The organism is Vibrio aestuarianus, assembly GCF_012395185.1.
Taxonomy (GTDB): Bacteria; Pseudomonadota; Gammaproteobacteria; order Enterobacterales; family Vibrionaceae; genus Vibrio; species Vibrio aestuarianus.
In genome coordinates, this window is record NZ_JAAZTU010000007.1 from 120,915 (window position 1) to 146,964 (window position 26,050).

21 protein-coding genes, 1 tRNA gene, 2 rRNA genes and 1 other RNA gene are annotated in these 26,050 nt (G+C 42.9%); 10 read left to right on the plus strand and 15 right to left on the minus strand.

Translation table 11 applies throughout. The annotated features are described in order from the left end of the window. Positions 1–18: 18 nt before the first annotated feature. The 3 genes from HGG78_RS04960 to HGG78_RS04970 are packed head-to-tail and all read right to left on the minus strand — an operon-like array spanning position 19 to position 3,027. Positions 19–1,248: an FAD-dependent 2-octaprenylphenol hydroxylase gene (locus HGG78_RS04960; RefSeq protein ID WP_172532234.1), complete on the minus strand. Its 1,230-nt coding sequence runs from the start codon at positions 1,246–1,248 to the stop codon at positions 19–21. Positions 1,249–1,260: 12 nt separating this feature from the next. Then, complete coding sequence (gene ubiH, locus HGG78_RS04965) at positions 1,261–2,439, minus strand: 2-octaprenyl-6-methoxyphenyl hydroxylase (RefSeq protein ID WP_172532235.1); 1,179 nt, start codon at positions 2,437–2,439, stop codon at positions 1,261–1,263. Between the two features lie 12 nt (positions 2,440–2,451). Further along, positions 2,452–3,027, minus strand: a complete 576-nt coding sequence (locus tag HGG78_RS04970; protein ID WP_168521026.1) for a YecA/YgfB family protein — start codon at positions 3,025–3,027, stop codon at positions 2,452–2,454. Positions 3,028–3,270: 243 nt separating this feature from the next. Between HGG78_RS04970 and HGG78_RS04975 the strand changes: the two genes are divergently transcribed. From HGG78_RS04975 to serA, 5 genes are all read left to right on the plus strand, one after another. Continuing rightward, on the plus strand, positions 3,271–3,579 hold the full coding sequence (locus tag HGG78_RS04975) for a cell division protein ZapA (RefSeq protein ID WP_053310717.1): 309 nt from the start codon (positions 3,271–3,273) through the stop codon (positions 3,577–3,579). Between the two features lie 19 nt (positions 3,580–3,598). Beyond that, a non-coding RNA gene (gene ssrS, locus HGG78_RS04980) (6S RNA) lies at positions 3,599–3,783 on the plus strand. A gap of 2 nt (positions 3,784–3,785) precedes the next feature. After that, positions 3,786–4,376 carry a 5-formyltetrahydrofolate cyclo-ligase gene (locus HGG78_RS04985; protein WP_171979749.1) on the plus strand — a complete coding sequence of 197 codons (591 nt, stop codon included), beginning with the start codon at positions 3,786–3,788 and terminating at the stop codon, positions 4,374–4,376. A 66-nt stretch (positions 4,377–4,442) separates the two neighbouring features. After that, positions 4,443–5,099, plus strand: a complete 657-nt coding sequence (gene rpiA, locus HGG78_RS04990; protein ID WP_053310715.1) for a ribose-5-phosphate isomerase RpiA — start codon at positions 4,443–4,445, stop codon at positions 5,097–5,099. A 260-nt stretch (positions 5,100–5,359) separates the two neighbouring features. Continuing rightward, positions 5,360–6,589, plus strand: a complete 1,230-nt coding sequence (serA, locus tag HGG78_RS04995) for a phosphoglycerate dehydrogenase (RefSeq protein ID WP_172532236.1) — start codon at positions 5,360–5,362, stop codon at positions 6,587–6,589. Positions 6,590–6,691: 102 nt separating this feature from the next. Here serA and ilvN read toward each other — a convergent pair whose 3' ends face one another. From ilvN to HGG78_RS05040, 9 genes are all read right to left on the minus strand, one after another. Beyond that, positions 6,692–7,186 (minus strand): acetolactate synthase small subunit, encoded by a 495-nt coding sequence (gene ilvN, locus HGG78_RS05000; RefSeq protein WP_172532237.1) that lies wholly within the window; start codon positions 7,184–7,186, stop codon positions 6,692–6,694. 1 nt (position 7,187) lies between these two features. Next, on the minus strand, positions 7,188–8,927 hold the full coding sequence (locus HGG78_RS05005; protein WP_171979750.1) for an acetolactate synthase 3 large subunit: 1,740 nt from the start codon (positions 8,925–8,927) through the stop codon (positions 7,188–7,190). 453 nt (positions 8,928–9,380) lie between these two features. Further along, positions 9,381–11,189: an AMP-dependent synthetase/ligase gene (locus tag HGG78_RS05010; protein WP_172532251.1), complete on the minus strand. Its 1,809-nt coding sequence runs from the start codon at positions 11,187–11,189 to the stop codon at positions 9,381–9,383. Between the two features lie 195 nt (positions 11,190–11,384). Continuing rightward, positions 11,385–12,344: a transcriptional regulator LeuO gene (gene leuO / locus HGG78_RS05015; RefSeq protein ID WP_172532238.1), complete on the minus strand. Its 960-nt coding sequence runs from the start codon at positions 12,342–12,344 to the stop codon at positions 11,385–11,387. A gap of 344 nt (positions 12,345–12,688) precedes the next feature. Next, the gene (locus HGG78_RS05020; protein WP_338326107.1) at positions 12,689–13,735 is read right to left on the minus strand and encodes an MJ1255/VC2487 family glycosyltransferase; all 1,047 of its coding nucleotides are present in this window, start codon (positions 13,733–13,735) and stop codon (positions 12,689–12,691) included. Further along, positions 13,732–14,265, minus strand: coding sequence for a phosphatase PAP2 family protein (locus tag HGG78_RS05025; RefSeq protein ID WP_172532240.1), 534 nt, complete (start codon positions 14,263–14,265; stop codon positions 13,732–13,734). The genes HGG78_RS05020 and HGG78_RS05025 overlap by 4 nt, the downstream gene beginning before the upstream one ends. A 157-nt stretch (positions 14,266–14,422) precedes the next feature. Then, entirely contained in the window at positions 14,423–17,524 is a 3,102-nt protein-coding gene (locus HGG78_RS05030; protein ID WP_172532241.1) for an efflux RND transporter permease subunit, read from the minus strand. Then, positions 17,521–18,831, minus strand: a complete 1,311-nt coding sequence (locus HGG78_RS05035; protein ID WP_172532252.1) for an efflux RND transporter periplasmic adaptor subunit — start codon at positions 18,829–18,831, stop codon at positions 17,521–17,523. The genes HGG78_RS05030 and HGG78_RS05035 overlap by 4 nt, the downstream gene beginning before the upstream one ends. Positions 18,832–18,833: 2 nt before the next feature. Beyond that, on the minus strand, positions 18,834–19,484 hold the full coding sequence (locus tag HGG78_RS05040) for a TetR/AcrR family transcriptional regulator (RefSeq protein ID WP_172532242.1): 651 nt from the start codon (positions 19,482–19,484) through the stop codon (positions 18,834–18,836). A 396-nt stretch (positions 19,485–19,880) separates the two neighbouring features. Here HGG78_RS05040 and leuA point away from each other — a divergent pair, with 396 nt between their 5' ends. From leuA to HGG78_RS05065, 5 genes are all read left to right on the plus strand, one after another. After that, positions 19,881–21,428 carry a 2-isopropylmalate synthase gene (leuA, locus tag HGG78_RS05045; RefSeq protein WP_172532243.1) on the plus strand — a complete coding sequence of 516 codons (1,548 nt, stop codon included), beginning with the start codon at positions 19,881–19,883 and terminating at the stop codon, positions 21,426–21,428. 76 nt (positions 21,429–21,504) lie between these two features. Beyond that, positions 21,505–22,596: a 3-isopropylmalate dehydrogenase gene (leuB, locus tag HGG78_RS05050; protein ID WP_172532244.1), complete on the plus strand. Its 1,092-nt coding sequence runs from the start codon at positions 21,505–21,507 to the stop codon at positions 22,594–22,596. A 61-nt stretch (positions 22,597–22,657) separates the two neighbouring features. Then, positions 22,658–24,082, plus strand: a complete 1,425-nt coding sequence (gene leuC / locus HGG78_RS05055) for a 3-isopropylmalate dehydratase large subunit (RefSeq protein WP_172532245.1) — start codon at positions 22,658–22,660, stop codon at positions 24,080–24,082. Positions 24,083–24,092: 10 nt separating this feature from the next. Further along, positions 24,093–24,695 carry a 3-isopropylmalate dehydratase small subunit gene (leuD, locus tag HGG78_RS05060; protein WP_053310701.1) on the plus strand — a complete coding sequence of 201 codons (603 nt, stop codon included), beginning with the start codon at positions 24,093–24,095 and terminating at the stop codon, positions 24,693–24,695. A 113-nt stretch (positions 24,696–24,808) separates the two neighbouring features. Beyond that, on the plus strand, positions 24,809–25,591 hold the full coding sequence (locus HGG78_RS05065; RefSeq protein ID WP_172532246.1) for a DUF547 domain-containing protein: 783 nt from the start codon (positions 24,809–24,811) through the stop codon (positions 25,589–25,591). A gap of 44 nt (positions 25,592–25,635) precedes the next feature. Here the strand turns inward: HGG78_RS05065 and rrf (HGG78_RS05070) are convergent. The 3 genes from rrf (HGG78_RS05070) to rrf (HGG78_RS05080) all read right to left on the minus strand — a co-directional run bounded on the left by rrf (HGG78_RS05070) (position 25,636) and on the right by rrf (HGG78_RS05080) (position 26,042). Beyond that, positions 25,636–25,751: ribosomal RNA gene (gene rrf, locus HGG78_RS05070) — 5S ribosomal RNA — on the minus strand. A 30-nt stretch (positions 25,752–25,781) separates the two neighbouring features. Further along, positions 25,782–25,857, minus strand: a tRNA-Thr gene (locus HGG78_RS05075). A 69-nt stretch (positions 25,858–25,926) separates the two neighbouring features. Then, positions 25,927–26,042: ribosomal RNA gene (gene rrf, locus HGG78_RS05080) — 5S ribosomal RNA — on the minus strand. Between the last annotated feature and the right edge of the window lie 8 nt (positions 26,043–26,050).

Sequence of the window (26,050 nt, forward strand, 5' to 3'; positions counted from 1 at the left end):
TTGTAGCAAGTAATAACTTTAAGGTTCCAACAACACCATTTTGCTTTTTGCCAAATCAGGTAGGTGGCCTTTTAAGCCTAATGCTCTCTTCATAATCTCGTCTTTTGCTCCGGGAAGTTGGCCAGCTAAACGCATCCCAATACCTCGAATCAATTTCTTCGCTGGGTTGTCACCTTCGAACAAATCTTTAAAACCTTGCATCGCTGCTATCATTTTCGCCGCTTCCGCTTTACGCCAACGCTCATAGCTACGTAGATTACTCTTAGTCCCCACATCTTCACCTTTAGACCAAAGTGCAAGCACTTCTTGAGCTAAACTGGCGGCATCTAATAATCCGAGGTTAACGCCCTGCCCCGCAAGTGGGTGAATGGTATGTGCAGCATCACCAACCAACGCAATACGCTCAAGAGCAAAGTCTCTTGCATAACGCATTTTTAGTGGGAACGCCGCTCGCTCTCCAACCACTTCACATAGACCTAAACGGTGATCAAACTCTGCAGTTAGCATCTTATTGAACTCATGCTCCGACAGATGTACCAAGCGTTCTGCGCGACTTGGTTCCGTTGACCAAACAATAGAGCTCATGTGAGGATCATTCATCGGTAAGAATGCCAAAGGACCTTGCGGTGTAAAGATTTGTCTTGCCGTTGATTGGTGAGGCTCACTTGTGCGAATGTTAGCAACAACCGCACTATGCCCATAATCCCAGTGAGTCAGAGGAATATCCTGCTGCTGACGAACCCAAGAATTCGCACCATCAGCTCCGACAACCAGCTTCGCCGTCAATGATTGCCCATTATCTAATGTCAACCAAGCCTCACTTTCACCGACAGCCAAAGATTGACATTTTGTTGGCATGTATAGCGTCACATTAGCCTGCTTTTTCACTTGATCTAGCAGCGCTAACTGAATCACTCTGTTTTCGACAATATGTCCTAAGTCTGGTTGAGTCAGTTGGTTAGCACTAAATTCAATGCGTGCAAAACTGTCACGCTCCCATACTTCCATCGCAGAATAAGGTGCAGCACGGCGCTGCAAAATACCCGACCATGCATCAAGATTACGCAAAATCATTTCGCTAGAACGACTTAAAGCTGACACTCGTACATCGGGTAGTTCGTTAAGTTCACCATTGGGGACATTACCCTCGATCACGGCAATACGAAGATCGCTATGCTTAAAGGCGGCCGCTAATGCTAAGCCGACCATTCCACCACCAACAATCGCAATATCAACGCTTTGCATCATATTCAAACCTTTTTATCGATTAACCACGCCGAGTGTACGACGCAGCAGAGGCATTTTTAGCCATGGTAAATTATCCATCATCGCCAGTCCTACATTTCGACCAATGCGAGTCGCTAACCAATCATTAGAAAACAGATGCACCAGTGATGAGGTCAAGGTAATCGTCGCTAATCTGTCTTGCTCGCGGCGTTGTTTAAAAGCGTGTAAACCACGATACTCCCCTACATCACTCAATTGCTTGACCAGTTCATCGGCCAAACTGACTACATCTCGAATACCTAAATTAAAACCTTGCCCTGCGATAGGATGTAAGGTTTGAGCCGCATTACCAACAATAGCAAAACGATGCGATATATTTTGCTCTCGGTAGCGTAATATTAATGGGTAACTGGCACGAGCACCCACTTTATTCATTTTACCTAAACGCCAGCCAAACGCTTGTTGAAGCTGCAATAAGAAAGCGTCATCGCTTAAGCTGAGTATCTGTTGTGCTTTTTCTGGTGGTAAACACCACACTAAAGAGAGGCGATTATCACTCATGGGTAACAGTGCAACAGGGCCATCTGCTGTAAAACGTTCAAAAGCTCGTCCCTGATGCGGTTGCTGAGTCAGTACATTGGCAATAACAGCAACTTGCTCAAAATCATGCTCACGTAGAGCTACCCCCACCTGTTCACAACAAGTGGAAATAGCGCCGTCTGCCGCAACCAGTAATTTCGCCGCTATGTTTTGCCCATCAGACAGTGTTACTACTACGCTTTTCTCACTGCGTTCAACTTGCAGAACTGATTGGGGACAAAACAATTCAATGTTTGAACATTGCGCTATTTGCTGGGCATAAATCAGCCCGACATCAGCTAATTCAACCACATAACCCAACGCATCTAAACCCAATTGATGATGAGTTATATCCGTCATTCCCGCATGAGTACGATCTGACACGTGAATGTGTTCAATGGCGGTTGCTACCTTTTGTAGCGAATTCCATAAACTTAGGCGCTGTAGAATTTGCACCGTACCATACGACAAAGCAATGCAACGAGAATCAAAGCCTGGGTGAGCTTCACTATCGGCTTGATACGCTTCAACTACAGCAATGGTTAACTGACCTTGAGACAGGCGATCTAGCGCCAAAGCAAGTGTTGCACCAGCCATTGCGCCACCAGCAATAATCACATCAAATTGCTTCACAACAACCTCACATTAATGAATAGTTGGCTTAGTTTCTTGTACTGGTTTAATGCCAAATTCCGCATGAATGATCAGTACGCAAGCTTTGATGTGTTCGATCACTTGTTCCAATAGCTGGGCTTGCTCATTTAAATCGTCATCTTCATCAATGCCCAACTTGGCGATTTCTTCTAAATCCGCTAATGCTTCTTTAGATTCTGCAGATGCTTTTTTTAACGCCGTGCCCACCAATCCTAACCCAGAGATGAAGTGGTTCACCCAATCTGCGACGCCATCGGCTAAATCAAATAAGCTAGCCCCTGCCTCATCATCTGGTAGCAACAAAGAGAGTTCGATATCTGAACCTGTGATTTCATTTTTGGTGATTTCAAGCGTTTGCTCAGCAAGTGTCAATGCGCGATCCGGCCAACCCATACCATCATTGGTATAATCAAAAATCAAAGGCTGCCAGCTTTTGTCACTGAGGCTTAAGCCACCCGCAAGCATACCAGCGAGTAAGCCGTGTAATTCCGCAGGGTTTACTGCAAGCGCCGCCGATTGAAGTTCAGTGGCAAAGGAAAGATAAGTTGGCAGTGTTTTTTCGCTCATGAGTGACTCATTCTAAAATCAAATAAACTTGATCCTACCACTTCGCTCCAACTGCGAAAATGCTCAAAGCACCAATTGTGAGTAGCTTTTGTTCAATTTGTCCAATTACTGTGTTTTTAGTCCCTCATTTTTATCGCTCTTGTCTGAAAAGCTTGAATCTTAGTGACGCTTTACCTATAGTTTCCACCTCGATGGTCATGTGAGTAGCACCATCTTAGACAGCGCGAAAAGAGTTCATCCATCATGAGTAATCAAGCGGTAGACGTAGAAATTTTAGGAAAATTGACTCGTGTTAATTGTCCATCAGGACAAGAGCAGTCATTGATCCAAGCGGCTCAAGATCTTGATAATCGATTGAAAGAGATGGCAGAGCGTACTAAGGTTACTAATGAAGTAAAACTACTGACCATTGCTGCATTGAATATTTGCTATGAGCTACAAACCAAGCAAAATGAAAGTGCAGGCAAACAGAATCAATTAACCGAGCGTATGGAAAAGCTCGCCGCATCATTAGATGATGTACTAAGTAAAGTAAAGCACGGACAGCAGTAGCATTACAGTAAAAACCAAATTTACCCTAGAGTGTTCGTCAGGCGGATTTAAGTCCCTGAGCCGATAAGCAACACCAAAGGGTTAGTATTTGGTAACTATTGAGCAAGCTCGGCTCGTACCGAGAAGCCTACGGTTATCATTGCTGATCCGCCTTGAACCAGCTGGTTCAAGGGCCAAAATCCTCAACGGCACTCCGGGGTATTCCTATGCAACTTTCTCGTCAAACCATTAGAAAAAACATTCGCCAACAACGTAACCAATTATCATCGGCTCAACAGCATAATGCTGGGCTTGATCTTGTTACTCAATTTTCTGCGTTAGATGAACTAGCGACTAGCCAACATATTGCCTTATATCTAGCAAGCGATGGTGAGTTAGACACTCAACCACTCATAGAATGGCTATGGCAACAAGGCAAATACACTTACCTTCCCGTTTTACACCCGTTCTCTGCCGGCCACTTACTGTTTCTTCATTATGACGCCAATACACCAATGGCAACCAATAAGTACGGTATCGCCGAACCCAGACTCAATCAGACTTTGGTCCTTCCAGTAAATCAACTCGATATCATCTGTACACCACTGGTCGCTTTTGATAAACAAGGTCAGCGACTCGGTATGGGCGGTGGATATTATGATCGAACTCTAGAGACGTGGTTTAAAACTGGAATAGGAGCACAACCGATTGGACTGGCCCACGATTGTCAATATGTTGAAAGCCTCCCAAGCCAAGCGTGGGATATCCCTTTACCTAAAATAGTGACCCCGAGCCGAATCTGGCAATGGGAATCGTAAATTATTGAGGCTATAATCGCGCCCGCTAAGACACGTTACCCCATTAATCGATATCAGGAGATTGGCATGACTCAAGATGAAATGAAAAAAGCCGCCGGCTGGGCTGCTCTAAAATACGTAGAAAAAGGCAGCATTGTTGGTGTCGGTACAGGCTCAACTGTGAATCACTTCATCGATGCATTAGGCTCAATTAAAGATGATATTAAAGGTGCCGTATCAAGCTCTATCGCCTCAACAGAAAAACTGAAAGGCTTAGGTATTGAAGTATTTGACTGCAATGATGTAATTAAACTTGATGTTTATGTCGATGGTGCTGATGAAATCAACCCAACCCGCGATATGATCAAAGGTGGTGGCGCAGCACTGACTCGTGAAAAAATCGTTGCGGCAATTGCCGATAAATTCATTTGTATTGTTGATGGTACAAAAGCGGTCGATTTCTTAGGCAAATTTCCATTACCTGTCGAAGTGATCCCAATGGCTCGTTCTTATGTTGCTCGTGAGCTCGTCAAGCTTGGTGGTGACCCAGAATATCGCCACGGTGTCGTCACCGATAACGGCAACGTTATTTTAGATGTGCATGGCCTAAAAATTACTGATGCAAAAGCACTGGAAGATAAAATCAACGGCATTGCTGGAGTAGTCACTGTTGGTTTATTTGCTCACCGAGGTGCAGATGTGGTCATCACCGGTACTGCAGAAGGTGCAAAAATCGAGGAGTAACGCACATAATTGCGAAACTTTCCGTTATTTGATTACAAACGGCACCATTAGGTGCCGTTTTTCGTGGCTATCTTGCAGAAAATTATTCCTTATTCCGTAATTTTCTTACCCAAAACAAAAAAAGTTTGTTACTTTATTGTTCAGAAGACGCACAGGGAAACGTTTGTCTTCCAACAAAATGGTTAATCATCCTCTTTATTTAACTTTTTTGCTCTATGTGCGCCGCATTTGCCCACCTTTCCATTTTAAGGACGAGAATAATGGCCAAAGTTTCACTGGAAAAAGAAAAAATCAAGATTCTACTTCTTGAAGGACTTCACCCTTCTTCTGTTGAAGTGTTGCAATCAGCCGGCTATACCAATATTGAATACCATAAAGGCTCTCTGGATGATGCAGAACTGTTGGAAGCGGTCAAAGATGCGCATTTCATCGGTATTCGTTCCCGCACAAATTTGACGGAAAAAGTCATTAATGCCGCCGAGAAATTAGTGGCTATTGGCTGTTTTTGTATTGGTACCAACCAAGTGAATCTTGATGCGGCAGCCAAGCGTGGTATTCCAGTATTCAACGCCCCATTCTCAAACACGCGTAGTGTCGCAGAACTTGTTCTTGGCCAAATATTACTTCTGCTGCGTGGTATTCCTGAAAAAAATGCACTGGCTCACCGCGGTATCTGGAAAAAAAGTGCCGACAATTCTTATGAAGCTCGTGGTAAACGCTTAGGCATCATCGGTTACGGCCATATCGGCACCCAGCTTGGTATTATTGCTGAGAACTTGGGTATGCGAGTCTATTTTTACGATATCGAAAATAAACTATCACTCGGTAACGCAACACAAGTTCACACTATGAGCGAGTTACTAAATAAATGTGATGTGATTTCATTGCACGTACCAGAGACTCCTGACACCAAAAATATGATGGGCAAAGAGGAATTTGCACGCATGAAGCCAGGAGCCATTTTTATCAATGCGGCTCGTGGAACAGTGGTTGATATTCCAGCATTATGTGATTCTTTAGAGTCTGGTCATTTGTCTGGTGCGGCAGTTGACGTATTCCCAGAAGAGCCAGGAACTAATTCAGATCCGTTTGAAACGCCATTGATGAAGTTTGACAATGTCATTCTGACTCCACACGTGGGCGGCTCAACACAAGAAGCACAGGAAAACATCGGTATTGAAGTAGCTGGTAAGTTGGCGAAATATTCAGATAACGGTTCGACGCTGTCGAGCGTTAACTTCCCTGAAGTATCATTGCCAATTCATCGTAACAGTTCGCGTCTGCTGCACATCCATGAAAACCGCCCTGGTATTCTGACACAAATTAACACCATCTTCGCAGAAGAAGGGATTAACATTGCCGGTCAGTATCTACAAACCTCTTCAGAGATCGGTTATGTGGTTATCGATGTAGAAACGGCACGCTCAGAAGAAGCATTAGCAAAGCTGAAAAGCATTGCTGGAACGATTCGCGCGCGTATTCTTCATTAATCCGTACCTTGTCAACATTCGCTACCTTTAAGAGGATAGCGAATGTTGGAAAAAGCAAAGAGGCCACCATTGTGGCCTCTTTCATGAACGATTGTTAACTCATCACGCTTTAAGTGCTCGCTCTCCACGAGCAATACCAACCACACCACTACGCGCCACTTCGATGACATCAGTCACTTCGGAGAGAGCTTGAATGAAGGCATCTAATTTTTCGCTCGTGCCAGTCAATTGAACGGTGTATTGCGATGCCGTGACATCAATAATCTGCCCGCGAAAAATATCAGCGGTACGTTTCACTTCAGCACGAGCAAAACCACTCGCTTTCACTTTAACCATCATCAGCTCGCGCTCAATGTGCTCGAACTCCGAAACCTCTTGCACTTTGAGGACATCAATCAACTTATGCAGTTGCTTTTGGATCTGCTCAAGCTGCATTTCTGTGGTCTTGGTTGTGATATTTAAGCGCGATAGTGTTTCATCATCCGTTGGCGATACGGTGAGTGATTCAATGTTATAGCCACGCTGAGAGAATAGACCAACAACACGAGACAACGCTCCTGGTTGGTTTTCCAATAATAGTGAAATAATGTGTCTCATATTAGGTTCTCTCCGTTTTGCTTAACCACATTTTATCCATCCCTTCGCCTTTAATTTGCATTGGGTACACGTGCTCAGTTTCATCCACATTGATATCAACAAACACCAATCGATCTTTCATATCGAGCGCTTTTTTGAGGCCCGCTTCCAGTTCATCTGGTGTTGAAATGCGAATTCCGACGTGTCCATAGGCTTCAGCAATGGCGGCAAAATCTGGTACAGAACTCATATAAGAATTAGAGTGACGGCCTTGATAAATGATGTCTTGCCACTGTTTTACCATGCCAAGAAAACGGTTGTTGAGGTTGATAATTTTAACAGGGATATCGTATTGCAATGCTGTCGATAGTTCTTGAATATTCATCTGAATACTGCCATCACCGGTAACAACAACGACCTCTTCCTCTGGCATAGCGAATTTAACACCCATGCCCGCCGGCAAACCAAAACCCATTGTGCCTAAACCACCAGAATTTATCCATCGACGCGGCTTATTGAATGGATAATACAATGCCGCAAACATCTGGTGCTGACCGACATCCGATGCGACATACGCATCACCATTAGTTAGTTTATGTAAGGTTTCAATAACCTGCTGCGGTTTAATCCGTTCACTAGAGGTTTCATAAGTAAGGCATTGACGATCACGCCACACTTGGATCTCTTGCCACCATTGTTCGAGCGCTTGCTCATCATTGGTGCCGCCTTGTTCCACCAGCAAATTGAGCATGGTTTCTAATACTTGATCAGCTGAACCAACTATCGGTAGATCAACCGGAACGTTTTTAGAGATTGACGATGGATCAATATCGATGTGCATGATCTTCGCATTAGGACAATATTTCTCAAGGTTATTAGTGGTACGGTCATCAAAACGCACCCCCACCCCAAAAATTAAATCAGCGTTATGCATAGCCATATTTGCTTCATACATGCCATGCATACCAAGCATACCTAACGCATTTTTATGAGTTCCCGGGAAAGCACCTAACCCCATTAATGTACTAACAACAGGTAAATTTAGTGTTTCTGCTAGTTTTAGAATGTATTGATCCGCCCCTGAAATAACAGCACCACCACCAATATATAACACTGGTTTTTTTGCTTCTAATAATGCTTTCAACGCTTTTTTTATCTGCCCTTTATGACCAGACATTGTTGGGTTATAGGAGCGTAACTTGATTGATTCAGGGTAAGCGTATGGAAGCTTGATCTGCGGGTTCATCACATCTTTAGGCAAATCAATCACAACAGGACCAGGGCGCCCTGTGGATGCGATGTAAAAAGCTTTTTTAATCGTTTCAGGAATATCTTCTGCTTTTTTGACCAAAAAACTGTGTTTTACGATAGGTCGAGAGACACCAACAATGTCACATTCTTGAAAAGCATCGTTACCAATCAGGTTATTTGGCACATTGCCAGAGATAACGATCATTGGGATGGAATCCATATAGGCAGTAGCAATACCTGTAACGGTATTGGTTGCTCCAGGCCCAGAGCAAACTAACACAACACCAGCTTTGCCTGTTGCGCGTGCATAGCCATCAGCCATATGAGTCGCAGCCTGTTCATGGCGAACCAGTACGTGCTTGATTTGGTCGGTTTTGGCGTGCAGTGCGTCGTAGATATCAAGAACGGAACCGCCAGGGTAGCCGAATATTTGTTCTACACCTTCTTCGATCAGAGATTGAACCACCATCTCTGCACCAGATAACATCTTTTCTTCCGATAACATTGCCATCTTTTCTCCTTACCAGTTGCCATTCACATGGTCAGTGAATTGGTCTGGTTTTACATAGTCTAGGGCTTATTCGTAGCCTAATTCGAAAACTTTCCACTTTCGGCTATGTCTTGCTCTTGTCATAACAAAAAACAAGGTAACGCAACAACTTTAACCCTTTCTTATCATCGGGTCTAACGTTCAATAGCGCACATTTCGGAGAATATCAGGTTGCAAGGGCTAAATTCAGATAACTATCTCGACCAAACACCAAAAATCAGTTCAATAATAATAAAATAAAACAAAATAAAGCGTTAAATTTCTCAATCAACACTACTGAACATCAAAAAAATGAGTAGATTAAAGGAATCGAATCCTCTATCCATACCATTAAAACAAAAAAATCCCCCACAAAATAGAAGACCTATCAATATGGAGGATTTTTAAACAACTGAATATTTATCTTAGATAAAATTAATCGCGTTTCGACTTTTCTTTGTACATTTCTTCAATTTCATCTTGATAGCGATCATTAATCACTTTCCTACGCAATTTCTGCGTTGGAGTCAGTTCACCTTTGTCCATTGAGAAAGCTTTCGGTAATAATTTGAACTTCTTCACTTGCTCAAACTTAGCCAGCTCTTTTTGTAAATCATTGACGCGCTTTTCTAGCATCTCAACCACTTGGTTGTTTTTAATCAGCTCAAGTCGGTCATGATATTTGATGTTTAGCTCTTTCGCATACTCTTCCAAACTGTCATAGCAAGGAACGATCAAGGCCGAGACAAACTTACGCGTATCAGCAATGACTGCAATTTGTTCGATAAAATGATCTTTACCAATAGCGCCTTCAATCACCTGAGGTGCAATGTATTTACCGCCAGAGGTTTTCATTAACTCTTTAATACGGTCAGTAATAAACAGATTCCCTTGTTCATCAATATGCCCTGCATCGCCCGTTTTCAAAAAGCCTTGCTCATCAAACGACAGTGCGGTTTCTTCTGGCATCTTATAATAGCCACGCATCACCATCGGACCGCGTACCAATATTTCGTTATTTTCACCAATTTTGACTTGCGCACCAGGCATCGACATACCGATCGAATCAGGGTTGAAACATTTATCATCCCAACATGATACCGTAGCCGTTGTTTCCGTCATTCCATAGCCAAGTTTTACGTTGATACCTATCGCATGGAAAAATCGCCCAATCGTTTCATCTAACTTAGCGCCACCACATGGCATAAAATTAATATTTCCACCAAGCAAAGCACGCAATTTTGATAACACAAGTTTGTCAGCAAGGGTGTAGCTTTTCTTAAGCAACAACGAAGGTTGACGATTTTCTTGATGACATAACGCCATCTTCGCCCCCATATTCACCGCCCATGTGAAAAGTACTTTTCTAATCAAAGGTGCTTTTGATACTTTTTCATGAATGGCTGAAAAGATTTTTTCGTAGAAGCGCGGTACTGCGCACATGACGGTTGGCTTTATCTCGCCCAAAGCATCACGCACCTGCATGGTATCTTGCAGATAACAGTTAGTTGCGCCGCTATATAGAATATAAAAAGTCCAAGCGCGTTCAAAAACATGTGACAACGGTAAGAAACACAGTGAAACATCATCACTAGAAATATTTAACCTCTCATCATGTCCCTCAAGCTGAGCTGCAATGTTAGCGTAATCAAGCATAACTCCTTTCGGCTGCCCAGTTGTGCCAGAGGTATAGATAAGTGTCAGCAAATCATCCATATTGAGCAGCTCAAGGCGAGCATCTAATTCCGCTTGCTGATCCTCTGTCGACGATTCAATAAAGGAGTGCCAATGAATTGCAGAGGCAAATCCTTTTAGGTCGATACTATCACTCATGGCTATAATCAATTCGAGCTGTTCACACTCGTCAAAAAAGCTCATCGCTGCATCGTATTGTTCCTGTTCACCAACGAACAGTACTTTTACATCAGCATCTTGCACAATATAGCTAGCTTGATCAGCGGTATTGGTTGGGTAAATAGGAACGGTTACCGCTCTAAGTTGTAACGTAGCAATATCCGCAATGGTCCATTGCGGCATATTGTTAGAAAAAATCCCGATCTTATCTTGGATTTTTATCCCTTGAGATAAGAGTGCAAGCGACATCGCGTCAATACGTTGTCCAAATTGCTTCCAACTGATCCCGTGCCACTCTTTGTCTATTTTGTGTTTTAGAGCAACGCGATCACAGCCTTTAGCTATCTGTTCACGGATTCGTTTTACGATATGAAAATTTAAATTGGGCATCATTTTTACCTATGGCTTACACATGTAAGCTTTTTGAGCGCACAAGTGTACATTTGAAAGCGGAAAAGGCAACTGACGGATGTCAAAGTTATCAATTAATTCTCTATATAAAAAAGCCTCGAACTAGCATTTCTAGTTCAAGGCTAAAGAGACGTCAGGCTAGTGTCAGCAAGTCGTTAGGCTTATACAGCAAGCCTAGTTTAATGCGACAACTTCACCACAAATCATCATCAATTGATCTCGTAACCAAATGTGACCTTTGTCTTTTTCGCTCGATTCATGCCAGCTCAGATAGCCACTGATTTGACCATTTTCAAATGGGAAGTCTAGAATTTGTAGCTGATCACGATTAGCTGCATTTTCTACCATCCAACGAGGAGCAATCGTCACCAATTCTGACTGACCAACCACATACAGAACATTACTTAAGCTTGTACCTTCATAATACGGTACACAGTCTAGCTCACGGTAAGCTTGTTCAGAGAAGCTACGTTGACCATGAACTCGAGATAACTTGGCATGTTTTTCGTTAACCAGTGTTTCAGGAGTAACCAAACCGTCAATGCGTGGATGAGATTTTGCAGCGACCACAACTAATTCATCTTGGAAAATTTCGGTGCTTGAGAAACCTTGCTCATCAAAACGAGCATAATCAATTACGAAATCGATTTCTTGATAACGCATACGCTCAGCTAATAAACGGTCAAATTCCGCATCAAGGTGAAGTTGTACTGATGGTGCTTGCTCATGAACTGAAGACATTATTCTTGGAGCAAAACGCATATCACAAGGGCTGCAAATCGCCAGTTTGAATAAACGAGTCGAAGTTTCTGGAGAAAACACAGAGCTTGGAAGCTCATTACGAATAAGTTGTAGTGCTTGGCGAATCGGACCAAACAACTGACGAGCACGTTGTGTCGGTTGAATACCTCGACCTTGGCGCATGAACAACTCATCATTAAACATCACTTTTAAACGTGCAACAGCGTTACTCACTGCTGGTTGAGACATACCCAAGTTGTGGGCTGCACGAGTAATATTCTGTTCTTGCATTACTGCATCAAAAACAGTCAGCAGGTTTAGATCCACACCACGTAATGTGCTTTCCATGCGGTAACTAGCAATAGCGCTCATTGCATCTTTTTTATCTAACATTTGGGGACGCCTCTTGTTGTTATCGTCAACATAGTCAAAGTTAATATCTTAGAAATAGATAACCTGTGATTGTTATACATACCCAGCAATGACTGGGCCGGAGGCTACTATCTGCTAAGCATTTATCGATTAGCAACAAGATTGATAAAATATCAGTTTTTTTTATCCATGTTTAAAGATTCCCTTTATTAATCAGCATGATGTGTTTTTATAAAAAAGCGTAAAACACATAAATTTATACGTTTTACCAAATGTATTGAGCACGCTTATTAATTAGCTTCCACACTTGAAGTTTATTCGTAGGGTTGATTGATTGCGGTTTAAAATCAGAATCGTGGTCAATATTAGCTAAATTTAACATAGGTGGGGAAATCGACTTGTCGCCATAGCAACTGACTCAAGTCATGATGATTATCCCACTGCCCTTGTTGTACCCATTCGACAATCGCTTTAGCAACATCTGGATAAATCACTCGCTCAACCTGCTTGTCATCTAACCAATCGCGTAATGCCGAGGGGTCCAGAAAATCCATTGATGATGCAAGTCCTAGATTCTCAAGTGTCGCAACATTGCTTTGTTGTTCAAACTGACCAGTTAGTGGTTTAAGCAATAGTTTTTTGCCAATAGAAAGTGCTTCCGAAGGCAATTCAAAACCCCCATTGGCAATAACACCATCGCAACGATGTAGATGAGATTGAAAACCTTGATGGCACAGTGGACGTAGCTCTACATTTTCAATATGGCACTCTTCAACCACTAATGGGTGATAACACACAAATGCTTGTTTTGAAAAACGGCACAGCAGTTCAAGCATGTCATCAACATTTTCAAAGGGAAGATAGACTAAAATAAAATGCTCGTTAGATGTATGTTGCTCTGAACGATAAACAATAGGAGGAAGGATCGGTTGGTCAAAATGATACCAATGCAACCCGAGATAGTAATCAGCAGGTGCAAAGCGTCCAATGATCGTCTTATCCAACCAACTCGCCCCTTTGATTGGTACTTGATGACGAAAAGCATTTTGATGGCTTATGCCTATACACGGTATACCTTGCCGTTTCGCTGCCCATGCTGAAATCGGTTCAAAATCATTAATTACTAAATCATACGCTGAAAGGTCTAACTGGCGGACCTCATTGTAGAATGTCATCAAATTATTATTGAGCGCCGTTTTAACATAGTTGACTTGTCCTTGCTCTGTTTCAAAAGTAAAGCCACGTCGGGTTTGATAATCACCAAAGCTCTCCATCGAAAAATATTTTGCCTTATCTCGACCAGAAAAAAGAAATTGCACTTCAATATCTGTCTGTTTAAACGCTTCACTCATGACTCGAGAGCGAGCAATATGGCCATTTCCTGTACCTTGCACTCCATACAAAATTTTCAAACCGTTCTCTCCACCAGCCATAAAGCAATATGCACACTACTCACACCAAGCACGGCACCAATCACGATATCAGTTAGAAAATGAACCCCAAGTAAAATGCGAGATGCGCCAATTAAGCATGCCCAAGTGATTGCGAAATCGTAGCTATGGGGATAATAGTGACCAATTAAAGTCGCGATAACAAAACCCGCCGCAGTGTGACCTGATGGCAAACTGTAGCGGTCTGAGGGGGTAATAAATGCAGTAAAAGATGAGGAAAATTCTTCAGGTCGACGGCGTTGAAAGCTATTTTTTAGCGCCCAATAAATGGGAAGTTCAATTGCAAACGCAATTAAACCGGCAATCAGGAAGAAAGATCCGTGGATAGGCTCTAACCACCATGCAATTCCTCCCAGCACAGCATATAAATGTCCATCTCCAGTATGGGAGATAGCTTTACTAAGCTGCGCCACAGGTTGGCTAAAACGATGTTGTAAGCAAAATAGCGAAAACGCTACGTCAAACTTAATGATCTGTCCGATGGCACGCATAAGTGACTCCTGTCATTTAATAAACGTCGTACGCTCTAAACGTAAAAGTTTAAAATGACAAATACGTGATCATTTGTTTGAAAATGAATGAATTTACATTACTCCCCCTAGCCCTTCCATTCACAAAAGAGCTAGAGATACACTTTATCGATAGGGCTTAAAAACGTTGGTGTTTCTTAACCAAGCCCCAATCCGCTAAAATTGCGTACGCCGCAGGCACCATAAATAGCACCAGTAACGTTGAGGCAAAAATACCGAATACAATAGAGATAACCAGCGGCTGAATCACTTGAGCTTGCAAACTAGTTTCAGATAGTAAGGGCAGCAGCCCAGCGGCAGTTGTGACCGATGTTAGAAATACCGCGCGAAATCGTTCTCGGCTCGCTTTAACCACTGCATCATGTACTGATTCACCGTCATCAACATGGTGACGAATGTATTGCACTAACAAAATAGAATCATTCACCACTATCCCTGCCAATGAAACAAAACCCATAATGCTCGGCATGCTGAGCGAATGACCAAGTAATAAGTGCCCCCAAACCACGCCAATAAAGGCTAGTGGAATTGCCGTCATCACGACCACTGGCTCTAAATAACTGCGAAACTGATAGCTGAGAATCGCAAACACACCAAATAACCCTATCAAAAAACCTTTACCCATTGAACTGCCAGTCTTAGCGGTGTCTTTAGCTTCACCCTCAAAATCAAAACGCAAACCTGGATATTTCGCGATTAAGCGCGGCGCTTCGTCACGCTGAAATTGCGCAATAATTGCCGATGAACTGGCTTTACTGTTTTCTACATCACCAAAAACACTGATCGTTCTTAGACCATCCACTCGTTGAATACGCACATAATTACGTTGAAATTGTAGTGTCGCAATCGATACTAAGGGAAGTTGGCTACCATCAGGCATGATAATAGGAAAATTGGCCAACTGTTGAAGATCGGCCGCCTCTAGCTTATCTAAACGCACTTCGATGGTGATATTCTCCACCCCCAGCTGTATTTCATCAGCATTTTGCCCAAAGAACGCAGACCGTAATTGCCCAGCGATCATTTGCCCATTCACGCCATAACTTTCAGCGCCAGGCAGCAATTTCACTAAAATCTCTTCTTTACCCATACGCATATCGTCAAGTACACCGTGCACTCCATCAAATTGATTCAGGTATTGTTGAATATCTAGAGATGCCGCTTTGAGTGCTGCTAAATCATCATGCTTCGCACGGATTTCAATCGCTCTTCCTCCCGGCCCCATGGTCGGCTGTTTGTAAACCATGGAAATAGGATCCGCAATCCCTCCTACATCTTGTCGCCAAGCATCAATAAATTGATCAATTAAGGTATTGCGACTTTCAGCACCAAGTAAATCCAGCCTCACTGTCGCAAGGTGTGGCCCTGACTCATTTGCATCACGGTTTACATTAAATTGAGTGGTAATATGCTCAACAAGGTTAACTCCATTTTCTACTTTTTCACTCCACTCGTGGTTGAGTCTCTGAGCTGAATCAACCACTTTTGCCACCACTTTTTCTGTTTGGCTCAATGAAGATCCAGGGGGCAAAATAATTCGTACTTCTGCGATATCACCATCCATTTCAGGGAAAGGCTGAAACTTAACTACCCCGCCGACAATCAATGCAACCGAAGCAAGCAGCAAAGCAAACACCGCACCTAGAAAGGCATAACGAAATTGAATAACTTTTTCGACAGCGTTCACCAAAGTGGTGTTACGGAATCGTTCAAAATGCTCCAGTAGCAACAGTTTAAATTTGAAAACTTGATGCTCTTTACGCTCCTTTTTTAAGGAGTGAGAAAGGTGATTAGGTAAGATAAGAAAAGCTTCAACCAAACTAAGAGATAGCACTAAAATTAATACTTGCGGCACGGCTTTTAACACAGCGCCCATTTCACCATCGAGAAATAGCAGGCTGCCAAAAATACAAACAGTGGTCAAAAATGAGGATAATATTCCGGGCAAAACTTTATTGACACCATTAATAACTGCCTCATCCACTTTTTGTCCTCGTTCTAGGTGAGCAGCAATGGATTCAGCAATCACAATCGCATCATCCATCATGATGCCGATCGCCATTAACAGCCCAACCAATGACATGATGTTGATTGACAAACCAAGGTTTGCCATTAGAAATAACCCACCAAGAAAGGCAACAGGCAGACCAGCGGCAACCCAAAATGAATAGCGAAAGCTAAAGAATAGCCACATGGTGGCAAAAACTAGCACAATCCCCTGCCAACCATTACGCACCATCATCGTCAGACGATCCCACAACACGGATGAGAGATCATTCGTCATCTCTAAGCTGACACCATCAGGAGCAAGTTGCCGTTGATCCTCAACAAATTGGCTCACCCGCTCTTTGATGCGCAGTGCATCATCTTCTTTATTTTTACTGATCTTGAGCAGTGCTGAGGCTTTGCCATCAAACAGCACTTTTTGCTCATCAAGTTCAAAGCGATCCGTAATGATCGCAATATCTTTCAGGCGAATCATCGACCCATTATCGCCTGCAGCGATAATCATGCTTTCAAGCTCATGAGGTGTGACACGACGTTCATCAAAGCGGATCAGAAAATTTTTGTCCTGAGTTTCGATATTTCCACTGGGCAGTTTGACGTTTTGTTTACCAATTTTCTCGGCAATATCACCCACGCTCAACCCCAATTGACGAATGGCCTGAGTATTAAGTTCGACTCGATATTGATGATCAGAAAAGCCGCTAACCGAAACCAGTGAGACGCCATAATCAAGCTTCAATGTGCGCTTTAGTTTTTCTGCATAAGCTTTCAGTTCAGGCCAAGTGGTGTTGGCTGTAATCGCGACGTCTACAACTGGCTCGTTCCAATCTAACTCCTGGACGACTGGCGATTCGATTTCCGTTGGAAAATCGTTAATCGAATTAATCTGTGTCTGCACATCAACCAACATGCGGCCAATATCAGCTTTCTCATTCAACTTAAGAATCAAACGCGCTGAACCTTCAATAGCTTCACAACGGGTTTCTTCGATATTCGCTAGCCCATCAACCGCATCTTCCATTCGCATGCATAGACTTTCTTCAACTTCCTGTGGTGAAGCACCTGGGTAGGCAACACCAGCGGTAATATAATGTGGGTCAAACTCAGGAAAGGTTTCGCGTTTAATGGTCGGCAACGACACAAGACCAATTAACAACAATGACATCATCAATAAATTAGCGGCCGTTGGATGGCGGGCGAAGAATCTAATCATGAGTTGCTCTCCTCAGTCTTAGATTCACGTAACAGCATGCCTTCAATCGCGGGCAAGAGATCGTTTAAGATCAGACGCTGCCCTTGTTCAAGATCACCGTCAATAATCACTTGATTGTCACGGCGATAAAGTACTTTGACAGCTTTGATTTGTAGACGCTGATCTTGATCTTTAATGTAAATTTTGTCGCCGTGTAACGCTCGCTCTGGAATAACCCAACTTGGGTTCTCCTGTCCCTCAATCTCGGCTTTGACAAACATACCATTCACTAAAGGAGGCTGATTTGAGGGCTGCAAGTTGCGATAATCTTGCGCTATCTCCAAAATCACTCCAGCCGTTGCTTGACTAGGATCAACCGTTTCACTGACTCGCGCCACTTTAGCAGACCAACGAGCACGCAAGTTACCGCTGTTGAGCTCAATATAGGCATTGATAGAACTCATATTCGGTAGAGGAATGCCGGATTCATCAAGGCTGAATTCGCCAATACTAGCCGCTAAAGTCTGCAAATCATGAATAGACAACTGCGCTTCCACTTCCATGATATCCATGCCATGAGCGACCACCATTATCTGTTGCACATTAACCACTTGATTTTGCTCAACTTCAACTTCGGCCACCCGCATTGTTTCAGGCAAAATAATACGGGTTTTTTCTAACAAGCGCTGTGCCTCTTCTAATTTGGACTGATTTACCTTGATCACCGCGTGCGCGACTCTCTTTTCATCAGGCACCAGCGATATCTGATTCTCAATTTCTTGGACTACTTTCTGCTGCGAGAGTGTGGTTTGAGTCTGTTGATCAAGATCAGACTGAGAAGTTAAACCACGTTTGAGTAAATTCTGTTTTCTCTCCAATTCTTTACGGCTAATATCTAAGCGATTTTTCTCAATGTTCAACGTTTGTTTTAAATTCCACTCTTCTTGATTCAGCTTCGACAACGAGGTTTTACTGGATTGAAGGTCGGCCTCGGCTTGGGTCAACTTCAACTCATAATCGAGAGGATCAATGCGCAAAATTTCGGTACCTTGAACCAACACTTGTCCCTTTTCTAGCCTCGGATATCGATACACCACTTTGCCCGAAACTTCAGCAATCGCCTTCCATTCAACTTTTGGGGAAACTTTTCCAAAACCAATTGCCAACGGTGCCATCGATCTCAACTCTAAAGGCACGGTTTCAACTAAGCGAGCGCGATCAATCGCTGGTTTTACTGGTAAGTCAGAACGGAGATTGATAGCCAAAACCAAAATAACAACACCAACAGCGAAAGCAGGAAAGAAAAGGAGTTTGCGGTTAATGTTCATCATTAATCCTTAGATGGTGTGGGTAGAATAAACCCTTGCGTCATAAGTAAAATATTATGTTCATACAAGCGGTTAATGAAATCATCGGTTAACTCAATGCCATGCATAGCAAGCAATGCTGGCGGAGCAATGAAGGGAAAGACCATGAGACTAATCAACGACATTCGGCACAATTGTGGATCAACATTAGGTCGAATAACGCCTTGCTGCATCAGTTTTTCAAATATCACGTCTAGCATTGGTTTGGCTACATCCAGGAAAACTTTTTCCATCAACTTACGTTGAGTGTCTGAAGGCGACATATGCATAACTTGCGAAACTAAACGCGGAAACTGTGGAGCTTTGATCATTTGATGAAAAAAGGTTCGCATTAATTCCGCCAGATTTTTATGGCTACTCTCTGCAACCAAAGTTCGCATTTTCTGCTGCATCGGCATCAAGGTCTCACGCAGCATAGTTTCAAATAACCCAGCCTTACTGCCAAAATAGTATCGAATCATCGCCACATTCACTTCTGCTTTCTGTGCCACTAAACGTGTTGATACTTTGTCATATGGCATAACCACAAACAGCTCTCTGGCATGTTGAATTAACGCTTCTCGTGCTTGTGTTTTTTCATTGGGCCGCCCGACTTTTCTTAGTGTATCTGCCATATATCAATATCCTAGATATTAATCATCCGATTAATTATAGAGCGATGCATTTTGAATCAGTACTTTTATTATTAATCACTATTTCTCAAGTGATTAATTTATACTTTCACCTCGTTTTGATGAAAACTGATCCGATATGCATAAAAAAACAACTTAATGGTTGACGTGTTAGGTCGAGTACGGTACTAATTTGTTAACTTAATTTTGTGGAATGTTAACTATGACATTTTGTTTTTCTAACCTGCTGGGCCTGCTCCTTATCGTGAACCATTCGCGCGGGTAGGTTGTGGAAGAAAAACACCACACAAGATTACAAAAAACCCGCACTGAGATGCGGGTTTTTTTATAACTATATTCGGGAAGTAAACGATTAACTATCGGTACGAGGGAGCAAACATGAACGATCAAGTCATTATATTCGACACCACATTGCGAGATGGCGAACAAGCATTGTCAGCAAGTCTAACCGTTAAAGAAAAACTGCAAATTGCTTACGCACTCGAACGCTTAGGTGTCGATGTAATTGAGGCGGGATTTCCTGTTTCATCTCCTGGTGATTTTGAATCAGTACAAACCATTGCAAAACATATTAAGAACAGCCGAGTCTGTGCACTTTCACGAGCAGTAGCCAAAGACATTGATGCCGCTGCCGAAGCCTTAAAAGTTGCCGATGCTTTTCGTATTCATACTTTTATTTCAACTTCAACAATCCACGTACAGGATAAACTTCGACGTAGTTATGATGATGTAGTTGAAATGGCGGTAAATGCAGTAAAACATGCTCGTAATTACACCGATGATGTTGAGTTTTCTTGTGAAGATGCGGGCCGTACACCCATTGATAATTTATGTCGAATGGTAGAAGCCGCGATTGATGCCGGAGCACGCACTATCAATATTCCAGACACGGTTGGCTATACCGTGCCGAGTGAATTTGGCGGTATCATTCAAACTCTATTCAATCGCGTACCAAACATCGATAAAGCCATCATTTCGGTACATTGTCATGACGATTTAGGAATGTCAGTTGCAAACTCCATCGCAGCGGTACAAGCCGGCGCACGTCAAGTTGAAGGCACCATCAATGGCATCGGTGAACGCGCAGGTAACTGCTCTCTTGAAGAGATCGCGATGATCATCAAAACACGTCAGGAGTTATTGGGCGTACATACTGGGCTTAAATATGACGAGATCCACCGCACCAGTAAATTGGTCAGTCAACTTTGCAACATGCCAATTCAAAGCAACAAAGCCATTGTCGGTGCCAACGCCTTTAGCCACTCATCGGGCATTCACCAAGATGGCATGCTAAAAAATAAAAATACTTATGAAATCATGACACCAGAATCCATCGGTCTAAAAAATCAGGCACTAAACCTAACTAGCCGCAGTGGCCGAGCCGCCGTTAAGAGCCATATGGACAGCATGGGCTACAACGAGAACGAATACAATTTGAACGCATTGTATGAAGATTTCTTGAAGTTAGCCGACCGAAAAGGACAAGTATTTGACTACGATTTAGAAGCATTAATGCACTTCTCTAATCTGCGTGATGAAGATGATTTCTATAAGTTAAATTATTTGAGTGTCCAATCTGGTAGTGTCATGGCAACCACCAGTATTAAACTACTTTGTGGCGATGAAGAAAAATGCGAAGCCGCCGTCGGCAATGGTCCTGTCGATGCTCTATATCAATGTATTTACCGCCTAACCGGTTATGACATTGTGTTGGATAAATTCGACCTTACCGCCAAAGGCGAAGGCGAAGATGGCCTTGGCCAAGCTGATATTATTGCCAACTATAAAGGGCGTAAATATCACGGTACTGGCGTTTCAACGGATATTGTAGAAGCATCAGGACAAGCGCTATTACACGTTATCAATAGCATTCATCGCGCAGACCAAATTGCAGAAATTAAGCAAAAGAAAGTCGCAACCGTTTAAAGTCCCTAGAAACAGAGCCTAAATCCGTTTAGGCTCTGTTTAGGAACCCCAAATATTAAAATAGTAAAGGATTCACATGACAGACAAAACGTACAAAATTGCCGTTCTAGCCGGGGATGGGATCGGGCCTGAAGTAATGCAACAGGCTAATAAAGTATTAGATGCTGTTGAAAAAAAACATGGTATTCGCTTTGCTCGTGAAGAGCATGATGTTGGTGGCATTGCCATCGATAACCATGGCTGCCCATTACCAGAAAGTACGGTTAAAGGTTGTGAAGAAGCAGATGCCGTATTATTCGGTTCAGTCGGAGGCCCTAAATGGGAACATTTACCACCCAACGATCAACCTGAACGTGGTGCCCTTCTTCCTCTGCGGAAACATTTCCAGCTATTTTGTAACTTACGTCCAGCACAGATCCATTCTGGTTTAGAAGATTTCTCACCACTACGCGCTGATATCTCGGCTCGTGGGTTTGATATTGTCGTCGTCCGTGAACTCACGGGAGGGATCTACTTCGGTCAGCCTAAAGGTCGTGAAGGTGAAGGAGCAAATGAAAAAGCATTTGATACTGAAGTGTACCATCGCTACGAAATCGAACGTATCGCCAAAATTGCTTTTGAATCAGCACGCCTACGTCGCAAGAAAGTATGCTCGGTAGATAAAGCAAACGTACTACAAAGTTCTATTTTATGGCGTGAAGTCGTTGAAGGCATTGCCAAAGATTACCCAGATGTGGAGCTTTCACACATTTATATTGATAATGCGACAATGCAGCTAATTAAAGACCCATCTCAATTTGATGTCATGCTGTGTTCAAACATTTTTGGTGACATAATTTCAGATGAATGTGCAATGATAACTGGCTCAATGGGCATGCTACCATCAGCAAGTCTAAATGAGAGCAACTTTGGTTTATACGAACCTGCAGGTGGCAGTGCGCCAGATATCGCAGGCAAAAACATCGCAAACCCAGTGGCTCAAATCTTATCGGCAGCCCTCATGCTTCGCTATAGTTTGGGCGAAGAAGACGCTGCGCAAGATATCGAAAATGCAGTGTCTAAAGCTCTATCAGCAGGAGAGCTAACTGCCGATCTCTCTGGCGGTAAACCAGCGCTTTCGACTTCAGAAATGGGCGATAAGATTGCCACGTATATTTTAAATTCATAATTGGTAGTTCTAGGCTGTTGCCTAGAACTCTATAAAGCTCTCAGAGCTCAAGGAAGAAGCAATGTCACACGCAAAAACCTTATACGAAAAAATCTACGATGCTCACGTTGCTGTCGCAGCGGAAGGCGAAAATCCGATCCTGTATATTGACCGACACCTTGTACATGAAGTGACATCCCCACAAGCCTTTGACGGCCTGCGTGAAAAAGGTCGCCAAGTACGCCAAGTCAATAAAACCTTCGCCACCATGGATCACAACGTTTCAACCACAACCAAAGACATCAACGCATCGGGTGAAATGGCACGTATCCAAATGGAAACTCTCTCTAAAAACTGTGAAGAGTTCGGTGTAACCCTCTATGACTTGAACCATAAATACCAAGGTATTGTGCATGTTATGGGGCCGGAACTAGGTATCACTTTACCAGGTATGACGATCGTTTGTGGTGACTCACACACCGCAACACACGGGGCATTTGGTTCTCTAGCCTTTGGTATTGGCACTTCAGAAGTTGAACATGTACTTGCTACTCAAACCCTGAAGCAAGCTCGCGCTAAGACAATGAAAATAGAAGTTAAAGGCAAAGTCGCGCCTGGTATTACAGCAAAAGATATTGTCTTATCAATTATTGGTAAAACAACAGCGGCTGGCGGTACGGGTTATGTCGTTGAGTTTTGTGGCCAAGCGATTACCGACCTTTCAATGGAAGGTCGTATGACTGTATGTAATATGGCGATTGAACTTGGAGCAAAAGCGGGCCTTATCGCTCCCGATCAAACCACATTTGATTACATAAAAGGACGTAAGTTCTCTCCTCAAGCAGCCGATTTAGATGCAGCAATTGAGTACTGGAAAACATTAAAAACAGATGATGACGCTAAGTTTGATGCAGTCGTAACCCTAAACGCAGCAGACATCAAGCCACAGGTCACTTGGGGTACAAACCCTGGGCAAGTTATAGCTGTCGACGAAGCGATCCCATCTCCAGATAGTTTTGCTGACCCAGTAGAAAAAGCATCAGCAGAAAAAGCATTAGCATACATGGGACTTGAAGCAGGTAAATCATTATCAGACTACAAAGTAGACAAAGTCTTTGTTGGTTCTTGCACAAACTCTCGTATTGAAGATATGCGAGCAGCTGCTCAGGTAGCAAAAGGAAAGAAAGTCGCTTCACATGTTCAGGCTCTGATTGTTCCAGGCTCAGAACAAGTCAAAGCGCAAGCGGAAGAGGAAGGTTTAGATAAGATCTTCATTGAGGCTGGTTTTGAGTGGCGTTTACCTGGCTGTTCAATGTGTCTAGCGATGAATAATGACAGACTCGGTGCTGGAGAACGTTGTGCATCGACATCAAACCGCAACTTTGAAGGTCGGCAAGGTCGTGATGGACGCACACACTTAGTGAGTCCAGCAATGGCTGCTGCTGCTGCAATCGCAGGGCATTTTGTCGATATCCGTGATATTCATTCTTCAGTATTAAACTCATAGGGGATTACCAATGTCAGGTTTTAAACAACATACAGGATTGGTCGTTCCTCTTGATGCAGCGAACGTCGACACAGATGCAATTATTCCTAAGCAATTTTTGCAAAAAGTTAATCGTATCGGTTTTGGTAAGCACCTTTTCCATGATTGGCGCTTTCTAGATGATGCAGGTGAACAGCCCAACCCAGACTTTGTAATGAACGAACCTCGTTATCAAGGTGCAAGCATTCTACTTGCCCGTGAAAACTTTGGCTGTGGGTCATCAAGAGAACATGCTCCATGGGCTTTAGCGGACTACGGTATTCAAGTCATGATCGCTCCAAGTTTTGCCGATATTTTCTATGGAAACTCTATCAATAACCAAATGGTTCCAGTACGCCTTACCGATCAACAAGTGGATGAGATTTTCCAATTCGTAGAAGAAAATGAAGGCGCACAAGTAACCGTGGACCTTGAATTAATGCAAGTGAAAGCGAATGGCAAAACATACCCGTTTGAAATTGATGAATTTCGTCGCCACTGCTTGCTTAATGGGCTAGATAACATTGGTTTAACGCTACAGCATGAAGCAAAAATCGCTGCTTATGAAGCAAAGATTCCTAACTTTTTGAAATAGTTATTATCACTTTCGATTCTCAAAGGTTGGTGTAAATACATCAACCTTTTATTTTATCTGAAATTTATCAAATGCTGTCTAGGTCATATAGGATATGAAATGAGAGGTGAATAATGAAATATCTATTAGCATTATGTTTAACACTTAGTTCAACAAACGTATTGTCCGCACCAAAATCGAAATTATGGGATTACTGGAATCACAGTAACGAAGAAAGCACACAGACTATTTCACACCAAGTTTGGCAGACAACGCTTGATAGCTATTTAATCAAGGACAATCACAATAATCTCTTTGACTATAAAAATGTAAATTCAAAAGATAAGACACATTTAGAGCAATATATTTCACAGTTATCCAAACTTGACCCAAGAGAATACACAAAAGCGGAACAATATGCCTATTGGGTTAATTTATACAACGCATTAACAGTTAACTTGGTAGTCGACAATTACCCAATTTCATCCGTCACCAAACTTGGAGGCTTGCTTTCATTTGGTCCTTGGGAACAAAAGATCATTACCATTAATCAAAAAGAACTGACTCTCAATGATATTGAACATCGAATTTTAAGACCGATTTGGAAAGACCCACGTACCCACTACGCTATCAACTGTGCAAGTTTAGGGTGCCCAAACTTACAAGAGCAAGCTTTCACAGCTAAGAATACTCAACCGTTGCTAGAAAAGTCAGCAACTGAGTTTATTAATAGTGAAAAAGGAGCAAAGCTCACCAATGATAAATTGGTACTCTCTTCTATTTATGACTGGTTTTCTGAGGACTTTGGTACAAAACAGCAACTTTTTCAGCATCTAGCACGATATAATAAGACTCTAAAAGATATTAAAAGAGACGTTAGCTATCACTATGACTGGAAATTAAATGATGTGCGTTAGATAGCAAAAAACCTCAGCATTTCTGCTGAGGTTTCGCAATTCAAACCTGGCGATGTCCTACTCTCACATGGGGAAGCCCCACACTACCATCGGCGCTATTGTGTTTCACTTCTGAGTTCGGCATGGAATCAGGTGGGTCCACAATGCTATGGTCGCCAAGTAAATTCTTTTTAGCTACAGAGCTTAAAACTGGTGCTGATACCCAGAATCGAACTGGGGACCTCACCCTTACCAAGGGTGCGCTCTACCGACTGAGCCATATCAGCACACTATATACATATCGTCCAAGAGGACTAAAAAAGCCCGCTTTCTCAAACGGGCTTTTTAAAATTAAAGCCTGGCGATGTCCTACTCTCACATGGGGAAGCCCCACACTACCATCGGCGCTATTGCGTTTCACTTCTGAGTTCGGCATGGAGTCAGGTGGGTCCGCAACGCTATGGTCGCCAAGCAAATTCT